This is a genomic window from Bacillus sp. FSL K6-6540 (genome assembly GCF_038007545.1).
The window spans coordinates 280,360-304,963 of sequence record NZ_JBBOXH010000001.1 but is presented as its reverse complement, the minus strand read 5'-3'; the positions used below and the strand labels follow the sequence as shown (position 1 = coordinate 304,963).

Annotated in this window: 21 protein-coding genes; 8 read left to right on the top strand and 13 right to left on the bottom strand. The window is 53.7% G+C overall.

All coding sequences use genetic code 11. From position 1 onward, the window contains the following. Window positions 1-63: 63 nt before the first annotated feature. The 4 genes from MHH82_RS01400 to MHH82_RS01385 all read right to left on the bottom strand — a co-directional run bounded on the left by MHH82_RS01400 (window position 64) and on the right by MHH82_RS01385 (window position 8,592). Entirely contained in the window at window positions 64-1,854 is a 1,791-nt protein-coding gene (locus tag MHH82_RS01400; protein ID WP_251500242.1) for an acyl-CoA dehydrogenase family protein, read from the bottom strand. Between the two features lie 582 nt (window positions 1,855-2,436). Further along, window positions 2,437-3,627 (bottom strand): acetyl-CoA C-acyltransferase, encoded by a 1,191-nt coding sequence (locus MHH82_RS01395; protein WP_012818493.1) that lies wholly within the window; start codon window positions 3,625-3,627, stop codon window positions 2,437-2,439. A 346-nt stretch (window positions 3,628-3,973) separates the two neighbouring features. Continuing rightward, window positions 3,974-6,415, bottom strand: a complete 2,442-nt coding sequence (locus tag MHH82_RS01390; protein WP_340962686.1) for a 3-hydroxyacyl-CoA dehydrogenase/enoyl-CoA hydratase family protein — start codon at window positions 6,413-6,415, stop codon at window positions 3,974-3,976. After that, window positions 6,412-8,592 (bottom strand): heterodisulfide reductase-related iron-sulfur binding cluster, encoded by a 2,181-nt coding sequence (locus tag MHH82_RS01385; protein ID WP_340962685.1) that lies wholly within the window; start codon window positions 8,590-8,592, stop codon window positions 6,412-6,414. Before MHH82_RS01385 ends, MHH82_RS01390 begins: the two co-directional genes overlap by 4 nt. Window positions 8,593-9,075: 483 nt before the next feature. Between MHH82_RS01385 and MHH82_RS01380 the strand changes: the two genes are divergently transcribed. The 3 genes from MHH82_RS01380 (at window position 9,076) to MHH82_RS01370 (ending at window position 11,723) form a co-directional block, all read left to right on the top strand. Continuing rightward, window positions 9,076-9,666 (top strand): TetR/AcrR family transcriptional regulator, encoded by a 591-nt coding sequence (locus MHH82_RS01380; protein WP_009590197.1) that lies wholly within the window; start codon window positions 9,076-9,078, stop codon window positions 9,664-9,666. A gap of 38 nt (window positions 9,667-9,704) precedes the next feature. Further along, complete coding sequence (locus MHH82_RS01375; protein ID WP_009590186.1) at window positions 9,705-10,472, top strand: electron transfer flavoprotein subunit beta/FixA family protein; 768 nt, start codon at window positions 9,705-9,707, stop codon at window positions 10,470-10,472. A gap of 273 nt (window positions 10,473-10,745) precedes the next feature. Further along, window positions 10,746-11,723, top strand: a complete 978-nt coding sequence (locus tag MHH82_RS01370) for an electron transfer flavoprotein subunit alpha/FixB family protein (protein ID WP_340962680.1) — start codon at window positions 10,746-10,748, stop codon at window positions 11,721-11,723. A 167-nt stretch (window positions 11,724-11,890) separates the two neighbouring features. Here MHH82_RS01370 and MHH82_RS01365 read toward each other — a convergent pair whose 3' ends face one another. Beyond that, window positions 11,891-12,208, bottom strand: coding sequence for a MazG nucleotide pyrophosphohydrolase domain-containing protein (locus tag MHH82_RS01365; RefSeq protein ID WP_192570056.1), 318 nt, complete (start codon window positions 12,206-12,208; stop codon window positions 11,891-11,893). 215 nt (window positions 12,209-12,423) lie between these two features. Between MHH82_RS01365 and MHH82_RS01360 the strand changes: the two genes are divergently transcribed. After that, on the top strand, window positions 12,424-13,002 hold the full coding sequence (locus tag MHH82_RS01360) for an LOG family protein (protein WP_012818487.1): 579 nt from the start codon (window positions 12,424-12,426) through the stop codon (window positions 13,000-13,002). A 184-nt stretch (window positions 13,003-13,186) separates the two neighbouring features. On the opposite strand, the gene MHH82_RS01355 is transcribed toward MHH82_RS01360, so the two are convergent. From MHH82_RS01355 to MHH82_RS01340, 4 genes are all read right to left on the bottom strand, one after another. Continuing rightward, the gene (locus MHH82_RS01355; protein ID WP_251500236.1) at window positions 13,187-13,930 is read right to left on the bottom strand and encodes an SDR family oxidoreductase; all 744 of its coding nucleotides are present in this window, start codon (window positions 13,928-13,930) and stop codon (window positions 13,187-13,189) included. Window positions 13,931-14,222: 292 nt separating this feature from the next. After that, window positions 14,223-14,825, bottom strand: coding sequence for a TetR family transcriptional regulator (locus MHH82_RS01350; RefSeq protein ID WP_251500233.1), 603 nt, complete (start codon window positions 14,823-14,825; stop codon window positions 14,223-14,225). Window positions 14,826-15,100: 275 nt separating this feature from the next. Beyond that, window positions 15,101-15,814, bottom strand: coding sequence for an SAM-dependent methyltransferase (locus MHH82_RS01345; RefSeq protein ID WP_145040369.1), 714 nt, complete (start codon window positions 15,812-15,814; stop codon window positions 15,101-15,103). 98 nt (window positions 15,815-15,912) lie between these two features. After that, window positions 15,913-16,293 (bottom strand): hypothetical protein, encoded by a 381-nt coding sequence (locus MHH82_RS01340; RefSeq protein WP_251500229.1) that lies wholly within the window; start codon window positions 16,291-16,293, stop codon window positions 15,913-15,915. A 98-nt stretch (window positions 16,294-16,391) separates the two neighbouring features. On the opposite strand from MHH82_RS01340, the gene MHH82_RS01335 reads away from it, so the two are divergent. Both MHH82_RS01335 and MHH82_RS01330 read left to right on the top strand, forming a co-directional pair. Continuing rightward, the gene (locus MHH82_RS01335; protein WP_340962670.1) at window positions 16,392-17,153 is read left to right on the top strand and encodes a kanamycin nucleotidyltransferase C-terminal domain-containing protein; all 762 of its coding nucleotides are present in this window, start codon (window positions 16,392-16,394) and stop codon (window positions 17,151-17,153) included. 160 nt (window positions 17,154-17,313) lie between these two features. Further along, window positions 17,314-19,062, top strand: a complete 1,749-nt coding sequence (locus tag MHH82_RS01330; RefSeq protein WP_340962668.1) for a M28 family peptidase — start codon at window positions 17,314-17,316, stop codon at window positions 19,060-19,062. Between the two features lie 121 nt (window positions 19,063-19,183). On the opposite strand, the gene MHH82_RS01325 is transcribed toward MHH82_RS01330, so the two are convergent. Beyond that, window positions 19,184-19,630, bottom strand: coding sequence for a DUF3888 domain-containing protein (locus MHH82_RS01325; protein WP_340962667.1), 447 nt, complete (start codon window positions 19,628-19,630; stop codon window positions 19,184-19,186). Between the two features lie 232 nt (window positions 19,631-19,862). Between MHH82_RS01325 and MHH82_RS01320 the strand changes: the two genes are divergently transcribed. After that, window positions 19,863-20,795, top strand: a complete 933-nt coding sequence (locus MHH82_RS01320; protein WP_313958354.1) for an alpha/beta hydrolase — start codon at window positions 19,863-19,865, stop codon at window positions 20,793-20,795. 312 nt (window positions 20,796-21,107) lie between these two features. After that, window positions 21,108-21,317 (top strand): hypothetical protein, encoded by a 210-nt coding sequence (locus MHH82_RS01315; RefSeq protein ID WP_036664887.1) that lies wholly within the window; start codon window positions 21,108-21,110, stop codon window positions 21,315-21,317. A gap of 205 nt (window positions 21,318-21,522) precedes the next feature. Here the strand turns inward: MHH82_RS01315 and phnX are convergent, their stop codons facing one another. From phnX to MHH82_RS01300, 3 genes are read right to left on the bottom strand one after another with little or no spacing between them, the layout of a single operon-like run. Then, window positions 21,523-22,341 carry a phosphonoacetaldehyde hydrolase gene (gene phnX, locus MHH82_RS01310; protein ID WP_012818477.1) on the bottom strand — a complete coding sequence of 273 codons (819 nt, stop codon included), beginning with the start codon at window positions 22,339-22,341 and terminating at the stop codon, window positions 21,523-21,525. Continuing rightward, entirely contained in the window at window positions 22,338-23,432 is a 1,095-nt protein-coding gene (gene phnW / locus MHH82_RS01305; protein ID WP_012818476.1) for a 2-aminoethylphosphonate--pyruvate transaminase, read from the bottom strand. Before phnW ends, phnX begins: the two co-directional genes overlap by 4 nt. Window positions 23,433-23,454: 22 nt before the next feature. Further along, window positions 23,455-24,447 carry an extracellular solute-binding protein gene (locus MHH82_RS01300; RefSeq protein ID WP_012818475.1) on the bottom strand — a complete coding sequence of 331 codons (993 nt, stop codon included), beginning with the start codon at window positions 24,445-24,447 and terminating at the stop codon, window positions 23,455-23,457. Between the last annotated feature and the right edge of the window lie 157 nt (window positions 24,448-24,604).

The window sequence follows — 24,604 nt, the reverse complement described above, 5'->3', positions numbered from 1 at the left end:
CTACTCCAAGAAAAATCTCTCTCTTTTGCGGTTACTTACGCATCGTATTGGCGTTGACGCGTGTTACACCGTGTACCGCTCGTTCTTAACCACGCGGGCTGCGATGCTGCGCTTGAGGGCCACCGTATCGACCGGCGTGCAACGTGTCAGTTTCTTGAGCACCGACAGCTGCATGCGCAGCATATCCCCGGTTTCCACCGAGGCCAGCGTCTCTTTCGCGAGTGCTTCAATGCGCTGGAACGCCTCGTATGCAAACACCTGCGTCATCTCGATCATGCTGGCTGCTTTTTCCTCGGAGGTGCGTTCGATTTGCTTGCGGGTACGCAGCAGCGCACTCTCGAGGGCATAAATATCAATCATCATATCCGCCAGATTGGACAAGGCCTCCTGCTCTTTCTCCAGCTTTGTGCCGAACTTCTGTACCGCCATACCGCCTGCAAGGAGGAAAATCTTCTTGCTCATGTCCAGAAAGTGCGCTTCCTGCTCCAGCGTGCCTTCGAAGGTTTGACCAGGTACCAGCTGGAGCAGCTCACCCTGGAGGCCTTGCGCTTTTTGCAGGAGCGCGATTTCGCCTTTCATGGCCTTCTTCACAAGCGTGCCCGGAATCAGGAGCCGGTTGATCTCGTTCGTGCCTTCGAAGATGCGGTTGATGCGGGAGTCCCGATAGATGCGTTCCACTTTGTACTCTTGGATATATCCATAGCCCCCGTGAATCTGTACCGCTTCGTCTGCCACGTTATCGAGTCCTTCCGAACAGAACACCTTGTTGATCGAGCATTCGATGGCATAGTCGGAAATGGCCGCAGCCGAGTGGATTCCGGCATCCTCGCTGTTGTAATCGATGTCCTGCATCGCTTCGTCCAGCAATCCTGCCGTACGGTACACCATGCTCTCCATCACGAAGGCGGTGATGTTCATCTCGGCCAGCTTCTTGCGCATGAGCGGGAACTGCGAGATGGGCGTATCGAACTGTTTACGTGTGTTAGCATACTTCGCGCTTAGCTCGATCGATTCCTTCGCCGCACCGACCGTGCCGGCTGCCAATTTATACCTGCCGATGTTCAGGATGTTGAAGGCGATCCGGTGGCCCTTGCCGATCTCGCCGAGCAGGTTCTCCTTCGGCACCTTCACGTCTTCGAAGAAGAGCGGACGCGTCGACGAGCCCTTGATGCCCATCTTCTTCTCCTCCGGCCCGAGCGTGAAGCCTTCCATCTCCTTCTCAACGATGAACGCGGTGAAGTGCTCTCCGTCAATCTTGGCGTAGACGATAAAGATATCCGCAAATCCGGCGTTAGTTATATATAGCTTCGATCCGTTCAAAATATAATAGTCTCCGTCATCCGACAGGCGTGCCGTTGTTTTGGCACCCAGCGCATCCGAGCCGGAGGTCGGCTCCGTCAAGCAATAAGCGGCGATTTTGGCGCCGGTCGATAGATCCGGCAGGTACTTCTGTTTCTGCTCGGTCGTGCCGAAGAACACGATCGGCAGCGTTCCGATCCCGACATGAGCCCCAAAGGAAAGCGCGAAGGACGATCCCTTCGCCAAGTTTTCGTTAATAATCGTGGAGCTGACCTTATCCAGACCGATCCCGCCGAACGGCTCCGGCACATCGGCACCGAGCAGGCCCAGCTCGCCTGCTTTGCGAAGCAGATCTACCGTCATCTCGTAATTGAGCTTCTCCAGCTCTTCATCGTGCGGCACGATTTCCCCATCGATAAAATCACGCACCGTCTCGCCGATCATGCGGTGCTCTTCCGTGAAATCCTCCGGTGTCAGGATGCGCTGCATATCGGGATTATCGATGACAAAGCTGCCGCCTTTGATTTTCGGTTCTTTGGTTTGGTTATCGCTCATGATTGGTTTCCCCTTTCGGAATTGGAATAAGGTGGAGTGCAATGGTGGCCTTGGTGTTGCTAGGTTGCGAACTTGCTGGTTGATCATAGATGGTGTATGTGTTACTCCGGCGCAATATTGGCGCTCCGCGTGCGGATTGTACTTCCGATCGCTGTTGAGTTTGGATTTCCGGGAATGAATTGATCTATAGTAGAAATCCAAACTCAAAGGCGACCGCTGCTGCTTCTCCAGTACAATTCCGCCCTCTCCGCTAGGTTGGCGTGCACTATGAATCTCCTAGTTCAACACCTTACTCCGGCTATCATTGCACTCCCCTGTGGATGGAGTGAGTGGTGCCGTGTCCGGTCCGTGTACGGAGCGGACACGGGTACATCGTGCGCACTGCTCCCCGTGCGCACGATGCGTGGTCCGGGGCATGCTTGGATTGGCTGTCGACCCTGGTGACCTTGGCGGGCCACATTTCCCTCCTCGGGACCTGCTCCAGCTCTCCCCCAGTCAAGAAGGAGGCTTCTTCCCTGCGGCTGTCATTTAGCAAGATTTATTTCAATAACGAACGAGTTACGACTCCTACGGAAGAGGCAATTACGCCCCAGCAGCATGCACCTCGAACACCCCCGCGGCGCCCATACCGCCGCCGATGCACATGCTCACGACGCCGTAGCCGCCGCCGCGGCGGGCGAGCTCGGAGACGAGGCTGACGGTCAGCTTCGCGCCGGTGCAGCCGAGCGGATGGCCAAGCGCAATGGCGCCGCCGTTGACGTTGACCTTGCTCTCGTCGATCCCCAGCGCGCGGATGATGTGGAGGCATTGCGAAGCGAACGCTTCGTTAATCTCGAACACATCCACCTGATCCAGCTCGATGCCCGCCATGCGCAGCGCCTTCGGAATCGCTTCGACGGGGCCGACGCCCATAATTTCCGGCTCTACGCCTGCCAGGGCAAACGATTTGAAGGTAGCCAGCGGGGTAAGGCCCAGCTCCTCCGCTTTCTCGCGGCTCATGACGGCTACCGCCGCCGCGCCGTCACTCGTCTGCGACGCGTTGCCCGCGGTAACCGAGCCGCCGAGGGCAAAGGCCGGCTTCAGTCTGGCCAGCACATCCGGTGTTGTGTCCGGCCGAACCCCTTCATCCGTATCGATGGCTAAGGTTTTGCTGCGCACTTTGCCCTGCTCATCGGCGGCAGCCAGCGTTACGTTCACCGGTACGATCTCGTCCCGGAACTTGCCTTCGGAGATAGCGGCTGCGGCCTTGCGGTGGCTGCTGGCCGCGAAGGCATCCTGCGCCTCGCGGGTGATGCCGAAGCGGCGCGCTACCTCTTCCGCCGTATGGCCCATGCCGATGTAAACCTCCGACATCTCTTCGACGATCGTCGGATGCGGTGCCGGCTTGAAGCCGGTCATCGGCACATGGCTCATGCTCTCGACGCCGCCGGCGACGATGACCTCGGCATGGCCGAGCATAATGCGTTCCGCAGCAAAAGCGATCGCCTGAAGTCCGGACGAACAGAAGCGATTGACGGTCAAGGCCGGCACCGTGACCGGATAACCCGCATACAACGAGATAATCCGTGCAACGTTAAGGCCCTGCTCGCCTTCCGGCATCGCGCAGCCGAGGATAATGTCCTCGACGTCCTCTTTTTTCAGGCCCGGCGCACGCTCAATGACGGCTTCCAGTACGGCTTTGCCGAGATCCTCTACGCGCGTCTGGGCAAAACTGCCCTTCTTCGCCTTCCCCACCGGGGTGCGAGCAAGGGATACTATGACTGCTTCTCTCATGCCATTCACCTCATCAACTAGAAATGGTTGGATCCAATACCGATAAGATTGCTGGCCGTTCATCGGCCTTGAAATGAGTACGTACCGGGTGGAACTGATTAAAGTGCCGCCATCACCCAAACATCCAGCAGCGCGGACAGTTTGCCACATGTACCGTATGCACGTTTGATTTGGCGAATCCTACGCTGCGGTTGATAGCTGATCTGTTAGCTGTGAAGCTTTAAGGACTATACCAACATTAGCGTTCGTCATGTCCTGATTGCTTTTCAAGATGCCGAAGGCAAGGAGAGACCGGAAGGCAAGACGCTCAAAATTTCCAAGGAAGTACAGTCCAAGCTGAACCGTCTTAATTCCGCAGCGGCTTGCCTTTTGCCAGCATATGCTGCATGCGCTGCTGGGTCTTGACTTCCCCGAGCAGGCTGAGGAATGCTTCGCGCTCCAGGTCGAGCAGATGCTGCTCGCTCACGACCGTTCCCGCAGGGACGTCGCCGCCCGTCAGGATATGCGCCAGCTTCTTTGCAATCAACAGATCGTGATCGCTGATATAGCCGCTTCGCTTCATGTCGATCGCGCCCATTTGGAGCACGGCCCGGCCATCGCGGCCGACAACGCGGGCTTTGCCCGGCTGCGGCGGGACATAACCCGCCCGGTCCATCGCTAACACGGCCTGCTTCGCTTCATGGATCCGGTAATCCTGATTCATGACCACCGTATCCCCGCTGCGTCCATATCCCATGCGGATGGCTTCATGTCCGCTCGTCGATGCCTTGGCCATCGCCACCATCTCGAATATTTTGTTGATCTCCGGCTGGAGGTCGCTGTCCTTGTCGGGATGGCGGTTGCTGGTCATCAGCGCCAGCTCCTTGCAGCCGCCGCCTGCCGGTATCAGACCGACCCCCGTCTCCACCAGGCCGAAATAGGTCTCCGCCGAGAAGATGATCCGGTCCGCCGGCAGGCACGCTTCCACGCCGCCGCCCAGCGTCATCCGGTGAGGCGCGGCCACAACCGGCTTCTCCAGCCCCTTCAGCTTCATCATGCTGCCCTGGAACAGACGGATGATGTCATCCACCTCATCCCAGTCGCCGCTCTGCGCTTCCATCAGCATGAGCATCAGATTGGCGCCGACGCAGAAGTTCCGGCCTTCGTTCGCCAGCACCAGCCCGCGGTAATTGGCCCTGACCTCTTCCACGCTCTGCTGAATCATGACCAGAATATCGGCGCCGATCGCGTTGTTCGGCGAAGTGAATTCAAGGCATGCAACGCCATCCCCAATATCGATCAGATTCGCCCCCGTATTCGTGCGGATGATCCGGTTTTGCGATTTGAGCGCTTGCAGCGAGATCAGCTCAGGCTGAACCTCAACGCCCTTATATTCGCCTTTGAAATAATGGAACACCTCGCCGTCCTTCTCCTGATAGAAGGACTTGTTGCCTGCGGCAACCCACTCCTTCACCCACGCGGGGACGGTCATGCCCTCTGCTTCCATGCGCTGCACGGATTCCGGCAGTCCGATCAGATCCCAGGTCTCGAAGGGACCGAGCTCCCAGTTGAAGCCCCATTTCATCGCGTTGTCGATGTCTTGGATGGAATCGGCGATCTCTCCCAGCTTGCCGGCCGCATAGACGAGCACTTGCTTCAATACATTCCAGGCCAGCTCCGAGTAACGATCCTGCGTTCCCAGGAAAGCCTTGATCTTCCGCTTGGCTCCCTTTACCGCTTTGGCGGCTTCGATGGAAGCGGAGCTCACTTTGGCGCTCGGGTTGTACTCCATCGTGGACAGATTGAGCGATAGGATTTTGCTGCCTTGATCCCCTTTTACTTTTTTATAGAAGCCCTGGCCGCCCTTCTCCCCGGTCCAGCCGCGGGCGACAAGCTCATTCATGACGTCAGGCACCGTGAACACGTCTTTCTCCTCGCCGTCCGGTACGGAGTCGTACACGTTTCTGGCTACATGGACAAACGTATCGATGCCAACCAGATCCAGCGTGCGGAAGGTGGCGCTCTTTGGACGTCCCAGAACAGGACCCGTGGCCGCATCTACTTCCTCCACGGTATAGCTGTTCTTCACCATCTCCTGCAGCGTGACCAGAAGTCCGTAGGTGCCAATCCGGTTCGAGATGAAATTCGGCGTGTCCTTCGCAAGCACAACCCCTTTCCCAAGGCGCTTCGTGCAAAATTCAACCATGAACTTCGTAATGTCCGGATCGGTATCAAAGCCCGGAATAATCTCCAGCAGCTTCATATGACGCGGCGGATTGAAGAAATGCGTTCCCAGGAAGTGGCTGCGGAATTCCTCGCTGCAGTCTTCGACCATCGCATTGACGGAAATACCCGAGGTGTTCGTGCTGACGATCGATCCTTCCTTACGCACGCCTTCAATCTGCTTGAAGATGCTCTTTTTGATTTCCAGGCGTTCCGTAACCACCTCGATGATCCAGTCTACATCCTTCAACAGGCTTAGATGGTCCTCGGTGTTTCCCGGCGTGATCCGGCCCGCAAAATCAGCGCTGTAGAGCGGAGCGGTGCTTGATTTAGGCAGAGCCGCAATCGCTTTGGCGGCAAGCCTGTTTCGTACCTTCGGATGATCCAGCGTCAGGCCGGCCTTCTCCTCCTCGGCGGTCAAGCAATTCGGAACGATGTCGAGCAGCAGGCAGGGAATGCCTGCGTTGGCAAGATGGGCGGCGATCCCAGATCCCATGACGCCCGAGCCGATCACGGCGGCTTTGGTTATGTTTCGACTTGCGACCCCGGAACCGCTGACGGCTTCTTTGGTAATGGTATTACTCATTGCACAACGACCTCCTGTTCATGGATTTCGGATAGACCGAATACGGATAACTCCAAAATTTCCGCAATATCTCGCGTTTTCACGCTTTCTTCCACTTCCTTCAGCTTCGTGCCGTCCTCCAGCATCGTGAGGCAGAACGGACAGGCTGAGCTGATCATCGTCGGAGATACGGCCAGCGCCTGCTCGGTACGCGCCAGATTCACGCGCTTGCCTGCGTCCTCCTCCATCCACATCTGACCGCCGCCGGCGCCGCAGCACATCCCGTTCTCGCGATTCCGCGCCATCTCCAGCAGTTCGACGCCGGGAATGGCGCGAAGCACGCTGCGCGGCTGATCGTATACGTCGTTATACCGTCCCAGGTAGCAGGAGTCATGATAGGTGATTTTCTCCTGGACCTGATACTTGGGCTTAAGACGCCCTTCCTTCACCAGCTGATCCAGCAGCTCCGTATGGTGGATGACCTCGGCCTCCAATCCAAATTCCGGATATTCGTTCTTGAAAATATTGAAGGTATGCGGGCAAGCCGTGACGATTCGTTTCACATCGTATTTCTGAAACGTCTCGATGTTCTCCATGCACAGCTGCTGGAACAGAAATTCATTGCCCATCCGGCGCGGAGTGTCGCCCGAGTTCTTCTCCTCGTTGCCGAGAATGGCGAAGTTGACACCCGCTTCATTCATGAGCCGGACGAAGGCCCGGGTGATCTTGCGGCTGCGATTGTCGTAGGAACCCATGGAACCGACAAAGAACAGAATGTCGAAGTCCGGATTTTCCTTCACGGTCGGGATCTTCAAATCCAACGTCCCTTCCGGGTCGACCTCCTTCACCCACTTGCTCCGGTCCGCGCGGCTGATTCCCCAAGGGTTGCCTTGTCGTTCGATGTTTTGCATGGCTCGCTGGCCTTCCTGCGGCACGCTGCCCTCCATCAGCACGAGATGTCGCCGGAGATCCACGATTTTGTCGACATGCTCATTTGCGACCGGACACTGATCCTCGCAGTTGCGGCAGGTCGTGCATGCCCAAATCTCTTCCTCGGTCATGACGCCGCCGATCAATTGAATGTCCTTCGGGTCGACGCCCTCGACTTGGTGCCAGGAGCGCTTCTGCACATCCATCGTCGGCCCGATGTCGGTGACCCCCTCGCCCTTCCAGCCGACAAGCGCCAGATCCGTTGCGCCCATGGAGTGAACGCCCGGCGACCCAAACACGGAAGCAGGCATCCACGCCGATTTGGAGGTGAGCGCGGCACCTTTTTCCGTGAGATGGTCCCTCAGCTTCACGATCATGTGCATCGGCGACAGCAGCTTGCCCGTGTTCGAGGCCGGGCACACGTTGGTGCATCGTCCGCATTCAACGCAGGCATAGAAATCCAGCATCTGCTTCTGCGTGAAGTCCTCGATTTTGCCTACCCCGAACTCCTCGGCTTCTTCATCCTCCAAGTCAAGCTTGCTGAGTTTGCCCGGGGGATCCGTGCGACGAACCAGAATGTTGATCGGCGCCGTAATGAGGTGAAAATGCTTCGATTGCGGCACATAAATAAGGAATGACAGCAGAATCAACAGGTGAAGCCACCAGAATACGTAATAACACACCGTTACTGCCACCGGCGGCATCCAGGCAAACGCGGCCGCGATACTCGAGGAGATGGGTGCCATGGCCGACCACGCCAGATCTTCCATCAGCCGTTCAAAGGCCATCGTCAGCAGCACCGAAGCCATCAGCGTGGTGATGAAAAACACGACAATGCTTGGTTTCCAGCCTCGCTTGAGCCGTTTCAGCTTCTCGCCATAGCGGCGATATGCCGCATAACCGATGGCCAGCAGAATCAGCGCAACCGTAATCTCCTGCATGAGGATGAAGCCCGCATGCCCCGGAATCGGCAGGCTGTGGCCCGAGAGCCCTTTCCAGATGATATCGAGCGCCCCGAACTGCAAAATGATAAATCCGTAAAACACGATAAAGTGCATGATGCCGCTCTTGCGGTCCTTAAACAGCTTGCTCTGTCCGAATACCTGGATGGCGAATTGGCTCAGGCGTTCCTTCAGATCCTTCTTCAGATTCGCCGGCTTGCCCAAACGGATATACAGGTAACGGCGATACACCACGGTGGCGAACATGTACACTGCCCAGCCCGTGATCAAGACAAAGAGCAGCGCGTTGATTAATGTTGGAATCATCCCTCTCAGCCCCTTGCGTTAAAAGATCCTTCTTCCACACCCTTCATTTCGTCTCTGCAGCGTCCAATTCTACAGCTCCTGTCACTCCTTCCAGAACCGGCTCGTCATTGTGTCAAGATTGGGACAATATATGAAGCGCTTTCATTATAGAGACAAAAATAAGACCTCCACATCGTGCCGTGCCGACCACTCTAAACCGAACATCATGACTGCTAGCTGCATCTCTTCCTCTGTACAACGCTACATCCGTATTTGTGTACTTGCCTGCGGATACCCAGCTATTCGTTTCTTCCGGTTAAACTGCCGTCTATTGCTCTGATATGAACGCCTTATTTTGCTGCTCTTCCAGGTCTGCTTCATCCATTTTACGCGTCTTCGATAACCCATCGTTGACAATGACATGAACGTATTTTATGATGGATACAAGAAATGAATGAGTATTCATTCATAATTTTAACTGTATTCTAACACCGGGGTGAGCATATGACAAGTAAAAAAAATGAAAAATACCACCTGATCCTCCAGGGCGCCCTGAAAGTTTTTGCCGAAAACGGCTATCACCGGTCCCAGGTATCCAAGATCGCCAAGGCTGCCGGCGTGGCCGACGGCACCATCTATCTGTACTTTAAGAGGAAGGAGGATATTCTGATCCGCCTGTTCCAAGAAAAGCTTGGGGAACTGGTCGGCAAATTCCACGAAAGCGTGGAAGGAACCACGGACGCCGTGGAAGCGCTGCGGACGGTGTGCAGCATCCATTTCTCGGAGCTGGAGAGCAATCCTGAACTTGCCTATGTCACGCAGATTGAGCTGCGGCAGAGCGATTTGGAGCTGCGCAAGGAAATCGGCAGCGCGCTCAAGCCATATATCGTACTGATCGAGAATATCCTGGAACAGGGCATCCAAGAACAGAAATTCCGTTCCGATCTGAACGTCAAGCTGGTCCGCAACCTGATTTTTGGCGCGATGGACGAAGCGGTAACCTCTTGGCTGATCTCCGGCCGTAAATATTCGTTGTCCGACCAAGCGGATGAGACGCTAAGCTTTTTTCTGAGCGGTGTTTCCGGCGGACAATAAGTCCTGCTGATATTCATATTGAAGGGAGAGTTTAACCGATGAAGATTGTGGTATTGCTTAAACAGACCTTTGACACGGAGGAAAAAATCACGATTGAGAATGGATCGATTGCCGAGGATGGGGTGAAATTCGTCATCAATCCGTATGACGAATATGCGGTAGAAGAAGCCGTGAAGCTTCGGGATGACCACGGCGGCAGCGTGACGCTCCTGTCCGTCGGACCCGACCGTACGGCAGAAGCCCTCCGGACCGCCCTTGCGATGGGGGCGGACGATGCGGTGCTGATCTCCGACGAACGGATTCCGGACGATGAATATGCGGTATCGAAGGTGCTGCATGCGTATTTATCCAAGGAAAGCCCGGATCTGATCCTCGGCGGCAACTTCTCCGTGGACCGCGGTTCAGGCCAAGTGGCCATCCGCCTGGCACAGCTTCTCGGCATTTCGCACACCGGCTCCATTACCAAGCTTACGCTGAACGGGACCACCGCTGAAGTGCACCGGGATGCGGAAGGCGATCTGGAAGTGCTTGAAGTCCAGCTGCCGGCCATCTTCACCGCACAGCAGGGATTGAACGAACCCCGTTATCCGTCGCTGCCGGGCATCATGAAGGCCAAGAAGAAGCCTTTTCAGACGCTGACCCTGGATGATCTCGGGTTATCCGAACCCGACATTCAGCCGGCAACGAAGCAAAGCGAGTTGTCCTTGCCGCCGGAGCGAAGCGCCGGGCGCATTCTGAAGGGGGAGCCTGCCGAAGTGGCGCATGAGCTGGTATCCTTGCTGCGGACGCAGTCGAAAGTGATTTAATAAAAGGACAAATTGAACCTGTAAATTCCTTCGATTCTCATTGTTGAATGCGGTTACATGGCAGCGGCAGAGCCCCTGCCATCGTGCCTTATGTATTCTGATTGTATGGTTTACGGGATGTCCGTCATGCACGCTTTTCGATTGATGTGCCTTGGAAATCCGGGGCATCAGCGATTGGAGGAATGTTCCGCATTCGCTTTGGACGCTCAGGCTGGCCGACATCGTAAAACTCTCTTTACTTTCAACCCCAAATGGATCTTAGGAGGTTATGATATGAGCAAAACGATATTAGTGTATGCCGAGAACCGGGATGGGAAGCTGCGTCAGGTTGCCCTCGAGACGCTTGGCGCTGCCCGTTTAATTGCAGAAGATGGCGACAGCATCCGTATTCTGGTTGCGGGCTCCAACATTACGGAGGCCGTATCGGTCCTGAACGGCTATGGTGCCGATACCATCTATACCGTCGAGCATGAGGATCTGGAGAGCTATAATCCCGAAGCTTATATGGCCGCTATCGAAGCGGTAATCCGTCATGCACAGCCCGATGCCGTCCTCTTAGGGCATACGGCCATCGGCCGCGACTTGGCACCGCTGGTGGCCGCTTCCTTGAATGCCGGACAGATCTCCGACGTCACCGCCATTGACAACGAAGGCGGAGAAGCGGTATTCACGCGTCCGCTCTATGCGGGTAAAGCCTTTGAGAAACGCGTCTTTCAGAACGGACCGTGGGTGGTCACGGTTCGACCGAACAATATTCCCGCTGCGGAAGCCATCGAAGGCGCCAGCGCCGGCATTGAGGACATCGCTTACCCGGCTCCTTCCCTCCGCTCCGTGGTAAAGGACGTCGTCCGCAAAACCACGGGAAAAATCGACCTATCGGAAGCCAAAATAGTCATCTCCGGCGGGCGCGGCGTGAAGAGCGCGGACGGCTTTAAGCCGCTGGAGGAGCTCGCCGACCTGCTCGGCGGGGCGGTCGGCGCATCGCGCGGCGCCTGCGATGCCGGCTACTGCGATTACGCGCTCCAGATCGGGCAGACCGGCAAAGTCGTCACGCCCGAGATCTATATTGCCTGCGGCATTAGCGGCGCGATCCAGCATTTGGCGGGCATGAGCCAATCCCGGGTCATCATTGCCATCAATAAGGACCCGGAGGCGCCAATCTTTAAAGTTGCCGATTACGGCATCGTCGGCGATCTGTTCGATGTCGTCCCGCTGCTGACGCAGGAATTCCGCAAGGTGCTGGTATCCTAGGATTTCATAACGATTTATCATATTCAAAAAAAGGCTGCTCCAAAAGGTCCGGGAACCTGGAGCAGCCTTTTTCCTTCGTAAGTTTTGCGCCTGCAGCGTCCTTCGCCTATGAAGCATTCCGAAGGACTACCACAAACTGAATGGGAACCGGCACTAGCCTGTCAACTTTAAGAACCAAACCGTTTCAACAACTTCTGCTGATGAGCCGTAAACGCTTCTTCCAGCGAAATATCATAGAGATCCGCCAGCAGCGAAATGTTGCCGAGCACGTCGCCGATCTCCTCCACCAAATCCTGCTTGAGCCGTTCCCTCGACTGAACCTCCTCATCGGGGCGGTCCCTGCCAATCTCATAAGCGCGTACGGCGCGCGCCGTTTCCCCTGCTTCCTCCATCAAAAAACCGACCCGGATAAAGGGGCCGTAACCGGCCCAGCCTCTTTCACCGTAGAACTGTTTAATCCATTGCTGCGCTTCGTTCATATCCATGACGTTTGTTACCTCCGCGATTTCTTGGGATGACTGCATCCTTCTTTTTACACAATCCGAGATTAAATCCATGATAAAACGAACATGCATGCCATAAAATAAAAAGGTGCTATGTCGGCGCCGAAAGGATATGCCGAACATTCCATGACATAAATCACTATATATAGTATAATTACTCGAATGAAATATCAACATCTGGGTAAGGAGTGTGCAAATTGAAATCCATATGCGTATTTGCAGGATCGAACATGGGCGAGCATCCGGACTATAAAGCAAAAGCGGCCGAACTTGGCAGGCATATTGCCCACAACCAATACAAATTAGTGTACGGCGGCTCCAACATCGGATTGATGGGTGAAGTTGCCAACGCCGTATTGCAAAATGGCGGCGAAGTGATCGGGGTCATGCCGAGAGGGCTGTTCAAGGGGGAAATCGTACATACCGAGCTGACCCAGCTCATTGAAGTAGCCGACATGCATGAACGCAAAGCGACGATGGGCAAGCTGGCCGACGGGTTTATCGCCATGCCGGGCGGTTTTGGAACCTATGAGGAATTGTTTGAGGTATTGTGCTGGTCGCAAATCGGAATTCATCAGAAGCCGATCGGACTGCTCAGTATCCGCGATTATTTCGAACCGTTCATGAAGCTGATTCAGTACAGCATTACCGAGGGCTTCTCCAACTCCTCTCACTTGAACCTGATCAACATGTCCGATGATCCGCTCAAGTTGTTAGAGCTTATGGATAGCTACACGCCTCCGACGCTGGACCTGAAGTGGAAGGACCTGGACTAAGGATGCCTTGAGGGGCTTAAAGTGTTTTGAGGGTCTTGAGGGAAATAGCGCCCTCTAGAGAAAAATCCTTGGGTATAAAAATGTGTTGAAGGTCATTATGACGCACTGGCGTGGCCTTCCGTCATTCAAAAATGCACCGGAATCCCGGTGCATTTTTATTTTTTCCTTAGCCATAACGCTGATATTACACGAACCCGCCGTTCACGCGCAGCGTTTGACCCGTGATCCATTTTGACTCTTCGCTTGCCAGAAACAGCACGACCCCTGCAATATCATCCGGTTCGCCCAAGCGCCCGAAGGAGTTCATGCTCACGATCCCCGCAATCTGTTCCTCCGATTTACCAACGGTAAATAGCTCCGTATTAACCGGACCGGGCGCCACTGCGTTAATCGTGATCCCTTTGGGCCCGAACTCCTTGGCCAACTGACGCGTAAACTGCTCCACAGCTCCCTTCGTCCCTGCATACACGCTGTAAGTCGGGAACATCTGCCCAGCGACCGATGTCGAGAAATTGATAATGCGTCCGCCGGAGTTCATATGGCGAAAAGCCTGCTGGATCGCAAAATATGTCCCCTTCACGTTAATCGCAAACTGCTGATCGAAATCCTCCTCCGTCATGGCCGCAATCGGCTTGGTGGTCATGATGCCGGCATTGTTCACGAGAATATCGATTCCGCCATAGGCTTCGATCGTTTCACGAAACAGCCGTTCGATCTCCGCTACCTGACTAATATCGGCTTGAATGGCCCGTGCTTCGCCGCCGCCCTGCTTAATGAGGCCCACCACTTCCTCGGCTTTAGCCGGACTGCTTGCATAGTTTACGACAACCTTGGCTCCGTTCTCCGCAAGTCTCTCTGCAATTTCACGCCCGATGCCTCTGGATGCTCCCGTTACGATAGCTACCTTGCCCGATAAGCCCTTTGTCATGATAAAACCTCCCGCATATGAATTGAGAAAAAAAACGAATCTCTCCCCAGATGGATGTTCTGATCGGCAATTTCTTATTAGTAATTTGATTATATGTCGCTTTATAACAAATTACAAGTGACAGATTTATAATTTTGTCATTTGTAAATGAACCAAAACAAAAAAGACGCTATCCCATGCGAGTATCGCCAAGAATAGCATCTTTTTTACATAAGGAATGATCTCATCATGCTAGCTCCCAAAGTTCTCTGCCGCATTCTGATGACGGCGGTTGGCCATATCCCTATTCCCGCTAACCGTTCGTCGAAATCCCGGCCAACAATAACGTCCAAACCGACTCGAAGGCGGCTTCGATCCCATCCGAAGTCCATTGATAGGCATGGGCCGGATGGTGAAACAAGGAGGTTGCCATGAAAAATGCCTTCGCCGCTGACTCCGGCCGGCCTGGCTTGAATTCACCGGCACGCATCCCTTGATCCATGATCTGGGTGATCTGCCCGATTAACAAATTCACATGCGTATCGATGATCTTGACGGCTTCCAGCGTCACGGACGCGTACATGGCAAACATCTCGGGATCCTCGAGAACGTAAGTCCGCTTAGCCCGGATCAGGGTATCCGTCCATAACCGCAAGCGATCGGTGGCGCTGCCGTCCGTCCCGTCTGCAATGGTCTGCAGCGGATCCGCAATCCGCTGAAGCCACCGCTCCGTGACGGCTTCTCTGAGAGCGGCCTTGCTGGGAAAATGCCGATAAAGCGAGCCGTGGCTCACCTGCAGCGCTTTGGCCACATCGACAACCGAAGTCTTGTCTGGGCCATAACGTCGAAGCGTCTGCTCGGCCGCGTCCAATATGGCTTCTTTTGTTAATGGTTGGTCATGTGACATAGGTTCCATGAGCAACGGGATTCCGTTTTCGCCCGCTGCCCACCTTCACGCCCCCTCTCTGTTGAACACATTATAGCAAACAACCTCATCATATCAATATTGAGTTTTTGTCATTTGTCCTCCACCATGAAAACCATTCTCCGTGCTTCTATAAGACAGAAACATACATTGGGTCAGTGAACGTGAACACGGCACACCCTGCTGATCTGGCGATAATCACCATCCCCAGAGAAAAAGGAAGCCGGCACATTGCCGGCTTCCTCGCTTCTTACCTTCTCAAACTTCTATATCTTACGAATGCTTAGCAGCGAATTGCCGTTCTTCATAAATTCATAAGGTACTTTAACTTCCGCTACCCGAAAGCCTTCTGCCTCCAGCTCATGAATCAGACGGTCCAAATGGACGTAGCGGCTCCCCGATAAATCGGTCAACGGGAAGATGCGCACCTCTTCCGAGGCCACTCGCAGCAGCTCCCGAACCGTCTGGACATGAAAGTCATAATCCAATCGGTCGCTATACATGAACAGAAAATGGGCGGACAGCACCAGGTGAAACTGTTCGTTATCAAAAGGCAGCTCCGGCAGTACCGCAGCGACATAGCGATCCGGAAACTCCCGCATATCCCTAACGCAATCGCGGAGCGCTTGCTCGCGATGCCGGCGGAGCCCCTCTACATCCCCGTAATAATCCCAGACATAATTGCTTTTTGCCTGCTCCATCGTTTCCATGGCATGCCCGATATCCTGCAGTCCCTTCGTCTCCAGATCATCCGGTTTGTGATCATAAGCAATATCGCTGGCCGTTATACCGAGACCCTGCTTCGAACCGTGAGCGGTGAACGAACACGCGCCGGAAGGGCAATCCAGCACCCTTTTACCAGCAAGCTCCGGCATCTTCAAATCAAACATGTGCGCGTACTCTTCAAACGTGCGGCCAATGAATACAACCCGATCCAATGCCTGCTTGGTCTTGCCTCTACTCTGCTCAGCTTTACTCATCTCTTCTCACCTCAGCTATAGATTGGCTGCGGATGCGGCAGCTCCTGCCCACTCCGCAAGGATATACTACCATAATATGGAGTATAGGCATAAGAATATTATGATCCCTGCCTGTTCTTTTTAAGAAAATCTATAACCTCATTTAAGTCATCCGTTTTCAAGACGATTTCTTTATCATTCACCAATACAATAATCGGAAATCTGGTTAGTCCTATAGCATCCGCCATTTGCCTGCCGGTCTCGTCCCTTACATTATGTAATTTGGTAGCTTGCAAAACCTCTCGATCGGCATCGGACACATGGATCTCTTCACTCCACCATGCAACATGCGTCTGCTCATTCGGCCCATTCGCCGCATTCGCATATTCATAGAAATAATGAATTCGTAATTCTTCTTCTTCCGCCAGCAGTTCCTCAGGAACTTCTATCTTGCTCAAACCGGAACAACCGATCACCATCGCCAAGACGAACCAAGACATAACGCTCCTAAACTTCAATAACCCGTCACCCCCTGATACACTTATCCTGTTTATACTATAATATAGATAACTAACTTTCTTCGGAGGGGATTTCCTTTATGCTATCTTATCCTGCGGCTACGACCAGAGAAGAGAAAATGAACATCATTCATCACATCAAAGACCGGCTGCTTCACTTGCACGGCGATGACATTCTGGCCATCGGCCTGTACGGCTCGATTGCGCAAGGGATCGATGGCCCTTACTCGGACATTGAGCTTCGGGTTGTTACGCAGGACGGAGTCTCCCTGCCCGGGCACGAATTCATATATCCCCCTTTCAAAATCGAAATCGGAATGAAACAGAAACAGGACATCTTCAAGGCTGCCGCGTCTGTGGATGACTCCTGGGCAATTAAGGCCGGCGCCTATGTATACCTGCAGGAAATCTACGATCCGGGGAACCTGCTCGCCGAGATTCGGAAGCTGCCCCTCGAGGTTTCGGACGAAGCGATCAAAGAAACGATGCGGGAATTCATGATTTGGGAGCCCTACGAAACGATGGGCAAAATCCGAAACAACGTCCAGTCCGGGAACCTTAACTATCTCCCGCTTGGCGCTAAGGACCTGACCTGGCAGACGGCCAAGCTGATTGGACTTGCCAACCGAACCTTTTATCATACAAGAGCGCGGACGTTGGAGGAATCCCTGTCCCTCCCGTCCCGACCTTCCGGTTATGACGAGCTGGCACAGTTGGTCATGCGTGGACAGCTTCTCCAAATCGATCATGTCTATGAACTCTCCGAGCAGCTCTGGACCGGACTAAACGCATGGTATGAACAGATGAATATCGAATATAAATTAAAGGAGCTTCCATTCTGATGGAGGCTCTTTTGTTAGGTAAGGAGCCATCGTTCTCAATCTTATATTGACACATGTCATATTCTGGAACTACGCTGTGTAAGGGCCTATTTCTTACATACGATGAAAGATCACACCGCGAATGACCCTGAATGATCCTAAAAGGAAGTGAGTATTGATCATGCAAATTCAATTGAGCAGACCGCCGGACCGCAGACCTCCTTATTGGCTGCCGCTTACAACCATCCTGGCCGTCATACTCTTTATCTCCCTCATGCTGTGGTTCGAGAAGCCGCCGGAAGCCAGAAAGATCGATGCACCCGCAACCGAGTTCTCCGCAGAACGCGCCATGGCACATGTCGAGCGGATTGCCCAAAAGCCCCACCCGATGGGGTCCCCTGCCAATGCGGAAGTCCGGGCTTATTTGGTGGAACAGATGAAGCAGCTCGGCTTGAACCCGGAGGTTCAGGAGTTTAATGACCGTCTGACAACCAAGTACGTCGACGCCGACGTGCAGCTTACGAACATTCTCGGCGTCATTAAAGGAACCGGATCGGGGAAACCGCTCCTACTGATGTCGCACTATGACTCGGTCCCTACCGGACCGGGAGCGAACGATGCTTCGGTCAGCGTAGCTTCCTTGCTGGAGACGGCAAGAGCGATCCAGGCCGGACCTCCGCCGCAAAATGACATATGGATCCTGCTGACAGACGGGGAGGAAAAAGGCCTGCTAGGTGCTGAGGTGTTCTTTCAGGATCCGGCGCACCGTGAGATTGGCATGATTGCGAATTTTGAAGCCCGGGGATCGAAGGGCTCGTCTTTCATGTTCCAGACCAGCGACAGCAATGGACGGATCATTGAAGAATATGCCCGGGCCGTATCCAATCCTGTCAGCAACTCCCTCTTGGTGGATCTCTACAAACAACTGCCGAACGATACCGATCTGACGGTGGCGCTGGAGCATGGCCTCCCGGGACTGAACTTTGCCTATGGCGACGGGTGGGTAGCTTACCATACTCCGATGGACAACACGGAGAATGTCTCCCTTGAGACCATGCAGCATCAAGGCGAGAATGCGCTCGCCATGGCAAGGCATTTTGGCAACCTGGACTTGGCTGACCTGACCTCCACAGGCGACCGCATCTATTTCAATCTGTTTGGCCTGCTGGTTCACTACCCTGCGCAATGGGCAATTCCGCTCACCGTGGCGATCGCAGCGCTATGGCTGGCTTTTGCTTGGTTGTTTGCCCGCTTCTCCCTGCTTACCGTTAAGGGAAGCCTGATCGGGCTCGGAACTCCGATTCTGGCCGTCGTGCTCTCAACCGCGCTCAGCTATGGCTTGTGGACGCTCATCGATGCATTGTGGGCAGGCAAAATGACGCAGCCCACAGGCGCAACCTATGATTCGCTTCTGTACAGCGTCAGCTTTGTCCTGGTGACACTCATCGTTCATGTGGCACTTACCCGCTGGATTGTGCGGAAAGCAAATGAAGTGGAGACGCTGCTTGGCGGCGCGTTCCTGTTCCTGCTGCTGCTCATCGGCTCGACCTGGCTTCTGCCGGGCGCAAGTTATTTATTCGCGATACCGCTGCTGGTTCATTTCGCGGCTCTGACATGGGCGGCATTTACCCGGGACCCGCGCGAAACCTTAACCCATCCGGCCGTCGTGCTGGGAACATCGCTTATCCCGGTTCTGATGTTCACGTCGGTCTTTCACATCGTATTCCTTCTGCTCCCGCCGGGAATTCATCTGTTCAGCGTTGTGCTGATCGGACTGATACTGGCCCTGATGTCCCCGGCAGTCCGAATGCTCGCGCATTCTTGGAAATGGGTGCTGCCGGCCGCTTTCATCGCCATCGTTGTCCTGCTCGGCATCGGCTGGAGCCAAGCTGAACCCGGGCCGGATCGGCCGGTTTATGAGAGCCGATAGGGTTCTCCTAGAGCAGCTGATAGTTGTTACACCTGATAAGTGCACTCTATCCTGCATGCCAAACAAGCAAACGCGAACACCGCGTTTGCTTGTTTTTTTACATGGAACAGCCCAGCCGCCGTTACTTCACGATGTCTTGCCAATGCGAGGGAAGCTCATACGTATTCAGATGCTTGTATTCTACCAGCTTCACCATACCGCCGGGAATCGTCGGGGCGACCTCAAAGACAAGGCGGTCCTTTCCCACCGGGATATGGGGGCCGACCACCGGGCGGGCCTCCAGCGTGATGACGAAATGAAAGCCGCGGAATCCGTTCACTCTCTTCACTCGGATTACGTCCACGAAGTAGGGATAGACAACCGGAAGCTCCTTCAACGTATGGCTATAATGCCGATTGACCACTTCATCGATATGGGGAAGCAGAAACAGCATCAGCATATCCTGATACTGCAGCTGGGCACTATCCTTTTTCGGTGATGTATAATCGGTCACCTCGGCATGGGACGGCAGAGGCAAGCCGAAAATCGTGACGACGGCAAGGATCAGGCTGATAAAGCATTTGTTCATCTTCCTCTCTTCGCACCTCCTGCCACAGTTCTTATGGATTAGGTTCTCCCAACCGATAAGATTGATGTAACGCCATCCGAATCGAACGTGATCTGCCATATGGATGAATCAAGATACGTACGATATGATAGGTGGAAGGAAGCTATCGATTCGGCGCATTCTTCCTCTCGGCATGCCTTCAGCGCGATCAACACTGACGGGGAGGGTACACATCATTAAGAAAAAAAGGATTATGACCATGTCTGCAGCTATTATCGCATTACTAGCAATCATTATAATTTCAGCCAGCTTCTACTTTTATAACGTCGCTATTGCCCGGGCCGACAAGGCCTTCCTGAACGGCAACCCGGACCTGGAAGCCAACTCGAATATCGACAACCCCTTTGCGGATAGCAAGGATTGGTGGGCCAAGCAAAGCTTCGAGGAATGGAGTCTTACCTCAGACGACGGATTGAAACTGCATGCGTACTATTTACCTGCCGAAGTGCCTACGGATAAAACCGTCATGATCGCGCACGGATACTCCGGCCATTCGGAGCAGATGAGCGGATTCGCCCAAATGTACCATGAGGACCTGGGCTACAACGTCCTGCTTCCCGATGCGCGTGGCCATGGAAAGAGCGAAGGCGATTACATCGGCTTCGGTTGGCCGGAGCGGATGGATTATCTCAGATGGATTGAACGCGTCATCCGGCATACAGGGGAAGACGCCCAGATTGTCCTGCACGGCGTGTCCATGGGCGGGGCAACGGTGATGATGACCAGCGGCGAAGAGCTTCCGCCCCAGGTAAAAGCCATTGTCGAGGACTGCGGGTATACCTCGGTCACGGATGAGCTGACCTATCAGCTAAAGCGCATGTATAAGCTTCCATCCTTCCCGCTGGTTCAATCCACGAGCTTGCTCACCAAGATCCGGGCCGGATACTCCTTCGGCGAGGCCTCCGCGCTGGAGCAGGTGAAGAAATCCAAGACGCCGACGCTGTTCATACACGGCGGCGGGGATCTGTTCGTCCCTACCGAGATGGTGTATGAGCTGTACGAGAACGGTCCGGAGCAAAAGAAGCTGTTCATCGTCCCCGATGCAGGCCACGGCCTGGCACGCCAGTTCGATCCAGAAGGGTACGACCGGGAAGTGAAGGAGTTTATCGGCACGTATGTGCAATAAATTGAAAGAAGAGCAGTCCATGCGGACTGCTCTTTTTTGGTGAGGTGAATATACCCCTGATCAGCTTTGTGGTCACATTTAAGCCCATGTTGGTGAGCTATACCCTTTGAGCGAACTCAGGTTTAGAACATAAATGTTGGATGCATGATATGAGACCACTTGACCTGGTTTCCCTCAAGAGATCAACTACATGTTCCTGTTTAGATTCAGAATCATGCTATAATTAGAATATTCTGTAAACACACATTGTTTTTGGAATGAGTAAATAAATTATAAGGTTTTTAGTTCCATTGTTGAAAGGATGGATTCTTCATGGTTGTTGGAGTACAAGAGCTCATTTTTTTTATCATTATTTTAGCAGCAAATTACTTACTAATTTACCTGATTGTTAGTAATGCTATTTCAAATTCAGGGTTGAAATCGGAAATGGATAGTCTCAAGAACGAATTGAAAGATATAAAGAAATTGCTAGTAGATCATTCGGAAAAAACACTTGGGGATCGTAAGAATAAAGAAATCTAAATGCTACCTCATTCATTTTTAGCGATTTGCGTTAGAAACTTAACTCAATCTAAAACAGACCCGGCAATTCTGCCGGATCTGTTTTATTGAGGTTTAAAGTGAGCACCCTCTCAATGAAGGAAGTCAACAAAAAAGTACAGTAGAAACCGAGACAGAGCTTATGCACCGAAGAATACCATTCGCGGTTTCTTCATTAAATACCATCCTAGCGCTGAATGCCCGGTCTTTTTCCCTCAGCCAGCATGCCGTTAATGCTCTCGATCAACTGCGGCAGCTCGCTCATCGTCCGGATCGTAAAATCCGCCCCGTTACGGATAAACGTCTCTTCGGTTTTCGAGATCGCGGCTTCCCGGTCCGACTCTGACAGGGCATGAAACTCTTCCAAGCCCAAGCCCATTTCGGAGCTGCCGATAGCAACGCCAACCGACCACACGCCTGCGTTCACGCCTTCTTTCACGTCGGAGACGGTATCGCCGACCTTAACGACTTTCCATGAAGCCGATAATCCAAGAAACTCCATGTTCCGGTAGATCATGTAGGGGTAAGGTCTTCCTTGGGAGCGCGTGTCATCCGGCGTGAAATAAACATCCGGGCTGTACCCCTTTTGCCGCGCATTGGCAACCACGACCTCCATCATGACGCTCGTATAACCGGTCGTGGAACCGATTTTCAAGCCTTGCTCCTTCAGCGCTTCAACCGCCTCAATGACACCCGGAATCGGGTCCGTGTACTCGGATAAGGAGACCATCAAGGCCGGCTCGAATTCCGCATACAGCCGTTCTACATCCTGCTCACCGAAAGCTCTGCCGTACTTCGCCTCCCATAGCGCAGACACTCTCGGCATAGACAGCATGGCACGAATATGGTCGATCTTCAGCATCCCCATCGGCGCTCTCGCTTCCTCCATCGTTACCTCAATACCCGCATTCTTGAAAATATCGACAAACACGTTCACGGGCGCAAAACATCCAAAATCCACGGCCGTTCCAGCCCAGTCCAATATAACGCCTTCGATTCGGTTCATTGTGCCGTCACCCCTATATATTCTTCAATAATCGTACATAATTGCTCGATATCCTGCTCATAGATCTCCCCGATATTCCCAATGCGGAAGGTATCCACGTCGGTCAGCTTGCCCGGGTAAATCACATAACCCCTTTCTTTAATATAAGCGTAAAAATGCTCAAAGCTGAACCCTTCGCTCGGGAATAAAAACGTGGTGATGATCGGGGATTGCTTGTCATCGGTGATATACGACCGAATGCCGATCTGCTCCAATCTCTCCCGCAGCAGTCGATTGTTATTCCGGTAACGGCTGAACCTGGCAGGGACGCCGCCTTCTTCATTCAGCTCATCCAACGCTTTGGAGAAGGCCGCCACGACATGGGTCGGCGAGGTATAACGCCATTTGCCGTCCTTGTCCATGCCCTTCCATTGGTCGTACAGGTCGAGCGACAGGCTGCGCGCAATCCCTTCGCAGGCCGTAAGCTTCTCCAGCTTGGCGATCACAAAGCCAAACCCCGGAACGCCTTGAATGCATTTATTCGCGCTGCTGATCAGATAATCGATGCCGAGCCCCTGCACATCGATCTCCATGCCGCCAAAGCTGCTCATCGCATCGATAATGAGGGTTTTTCCATATTCCCTGGACAGCTTCGAGATCATCTCCAGCGGGTTCAGAATGCCGGTGGTCGTTTCGCAATGAACCATCGCGATATGCGTAATCTGCAGATCCTCCTGGAGCCTAGCCCGCAGCTCATCCTCGCTTGGATGTTCATCGTAATTCACCTTGTACTCCGCGTAATTCAGTCCGATATACTCCGCCATCTTCACGATCCGTTCGCCGTAGGCGCCGTTCGTTACGATCAGTACCTTATCGTCTTTCGAAATGGCGGTCGTCATGACGGCTTCAACGGCAAACGTGCCGCTTCCCTGCATCAGCACGGCGGTGTACAGCTCTGGATCCGCTCCGGCCAGTGCCAAGAGCTGCGATCTGATTTTTTGCGTAATGGATTTATATTCATCATCCCACGTGCAGCGGTCAAAGAGCATTTCCTCTTTTACCGCCTTGGTTGTGGTCAAAGGTCCCGGTGTCAAAAGCTTGTAGGTTTTCATGTCGCATCGCTCCTAATTCGGCTTATTCTTTGGATCCGTTGAAGAATTGCTGATGCTCTTCCAGCAGCTCCACGGTCAGCGGCTTCTCGAAGGTCATCGAGTATGCAGGTTTGTTGACTTCATCGACGGTCTCCCCTTCGTACAGGGCCACCGGGTAGTTCGCAATCAAATCTTTGCGGGCATCCTTTACAATGGTCTCGGCCATCTTCATCGCCAGATCCGTCGTTGCATTCTTCTTGTCCACGACCGCAACCGATTCGGTCAGCGAGAAGTTTCCTTCGACCGGATCCACGTAGTCAATCGGTGCACCGGTGGCTTTAGCCGCTACCGCCTGATGGCGAAGGCCAAACCCGGCCGCCACTTCGCCAGCCTGCACTTTCTTGATCGGACCGGAACCCGAGCTCTCCAGATGCGGTCCCACGTTGGCGATCAGGTCATGAAGCACCTTACGTCCCGCATCTTCGCCGTATTGCGTAATAATGGCCTGAACGAGCAGCCAGCCGGTGGAAGAATCCATGATGTTCGGAATCGATACGAGTCCGCTGAATTCCGGTTTGGTCAGGTCCGTGATGGAGGTGGGCATCGGCAATCCTTTATCCTTCAGCACTTCCGTATTCACGAAGATGGAGCCGGTATTCGCCAGAATCGGCGTGTAATATGCCGGATAAGAATCGGTAGCGCCTGCGTCAAAAGCCAGATCCTTAAACATCGAATGCTTGCTCTGCGAGCTTTCGATGAAGTAGGAGCTCATCGTGACAAGATCGGCCTCGATTTTGTTCCCCTCCGCCATCAATTTGCCCCCGAGTTCGGAGGTGCCCAGGGATTGGACAAGGTACTGTCCTTCATATCCGGCATTCTTCAACGAGGTCTCCATTGCCGCAACGGCTTCTTCATCCCCGTTGGTGTAGATGACTACCTTCTTCGCTTCCCCCGCGCTGCCGCTGCCGCAGGCGGCCAAAGCAAACACCATACTGACTGCGATCAATGACAGCAGCATTCCCTTCAGCGTCTTCATCGTGATTAACTCACTCCTTGAATTTTTTATTTAGTAATGATGTGAAATAATGAATTAGCCATCGTATTCCCGCTTCAAAATGGCTGGTGGTAAATTAGCAAGAAGCTCCTCGCTTCCAGTGCCAATACCCAGCGGAGAGGACGGAATCGTATTGGAG

Bases quoted from the DNA above. Each gene is read 5' to 3' on its own strand.
- MHH82_RS01400 (WP_251500242.1), bottom strand. From the start codon at position 1,854: ATGAGCGATAACCAAACCAAAGAACCGAAAATCAAAGGCGGCAGCTTT.
- MHH82_RS01395 (WP_012818493.1), bottom strand. From the start codon at position 3,627: ATGAGAGAAGCAGTCATAGTATCCCTTGCTCGCACCCCGGTGGGGAAG.
- MHH82_RS01390 (WP_340962686.1), bottom strand. From the start codon at position 6,415: ATGAGTAATACCATTACCAAAGAAGCCGTCAGCGGTTCCGGGGTCGCA.
- MHH82_RS01385 (WP_340962685.1), bottom strand. From the start codon at position 8,592: ATGATTCCAACATTAATCAACGCGCTGCTCTTTGTCTTGATCACGGGC.
- MHH82_RS01380 (WP_009590197.1), top strand. From the start codon at position 9,076: ATGACAAGTAAAAAAAATGAAAAATACCACCTGATCCTCCAGGGCGCC.
- MHH82_RS01375 (WP_009590186.1), top strand. From the start codon at position 9,705: ATGAAGATTGTGGTATTGCTTAAACAGACCTTTGACACGGAGGAAAAA.
- MHH82_RS01370 (WP_340962680.1), top strand. From the start codon at position 10,746: ATGAGCAAAACGATATTAGTGTATGCCGAGAACCGGGATGGGAAGCTG.
- MHH82_RS01365 (WP_192570056.1), bottom strand. From the start codon at position 12,208: ATGGATATGAACGAAGCGCAGCAATGGATTAAACAGTTCTACGGTGAA.
- MHH82_RS01355 (WP_251500236.1), bottom strand. From the start codon at position 13,930: ATGACAAAGGGCTTATCGGGCAAGGTAGCTATCGTAACGGGAGCATCC.
- MHH82_RS01350 (WP_251500233.1), bottom strand. From the start codon at position 14,825: ATGGAACCTATGTCACATGACCAACCATTAACAAAAGAAGCCATATTG.
- MHH82_RS01345 (WP_145040369.1), bottom strand. From the start codon at position 15,814: ATGAGTAAAGCTGAGCAGAGTAGAGGCAAGACCAAGCAGGCATTGGAT.
- MHH82_RS01340 (WP_251500229.1), bottom strand. From the start codon at position 16,293: ATGTCTTGGTTCGTCTTGGCGATGGTGATCGGTTGTTCCGGTTTGAGC.
- MHH82_RS01335 (WP_340962670.1), top strand. From the start codon at position 16,392: ATGCTATCTTATCCTGCGGCTACGACCAGAGAAGAGAAAATGAACATC.
- MHH82_RS01330 (WP_340962668.1), top strand. From the start codon at position 17,314: ATGCAAATTCAATTGAGCAGACCGCCGGACCGCAGACCTCCTTATTGG.
- MHH82_RS01325 (WP_340962667.1), bottom strand. From the start codon at position 19,630: ATGAACAAATGCTTTATCAGCCTGATCCTTGCCGTCGTCACGATTTTC.
- MHH82_RS01320 (WP_313958354.1), top strand. From the start codon at position 19,863: ATGACCATGTCTGCAGCTATTATCGCATTACTAGCAATCATTATAATT.
- MHH82_RS01315 (WP_036664887.1), top strand. From the start codon at position 21,108: ATGGTTGTTGGAGTACAAGAGCTCATTTTTTTTATCATTATTTTAGCA.
- phnX (WP_012818477.1), bottom strand. From the start codon at position 22,341: ATGAACCGAATCGAAGGCGTTATATTGGACTGGGCTGGAACGGCCGTG.
- phnW (WP_012818476.1), bottom strand. From the start codon at position 23,432: ATGAAAACCTACAAGCTTTTGACACCGGGACCTTTGACCACAACCAAG.
- MHH82_RS01300 (WP_012818475.1), bottom strand. From the start codon at position 24,447: ATGAAGACGCTGAAGGGAATGCTGCTGTCATTGATCGCAGTCAGTATG.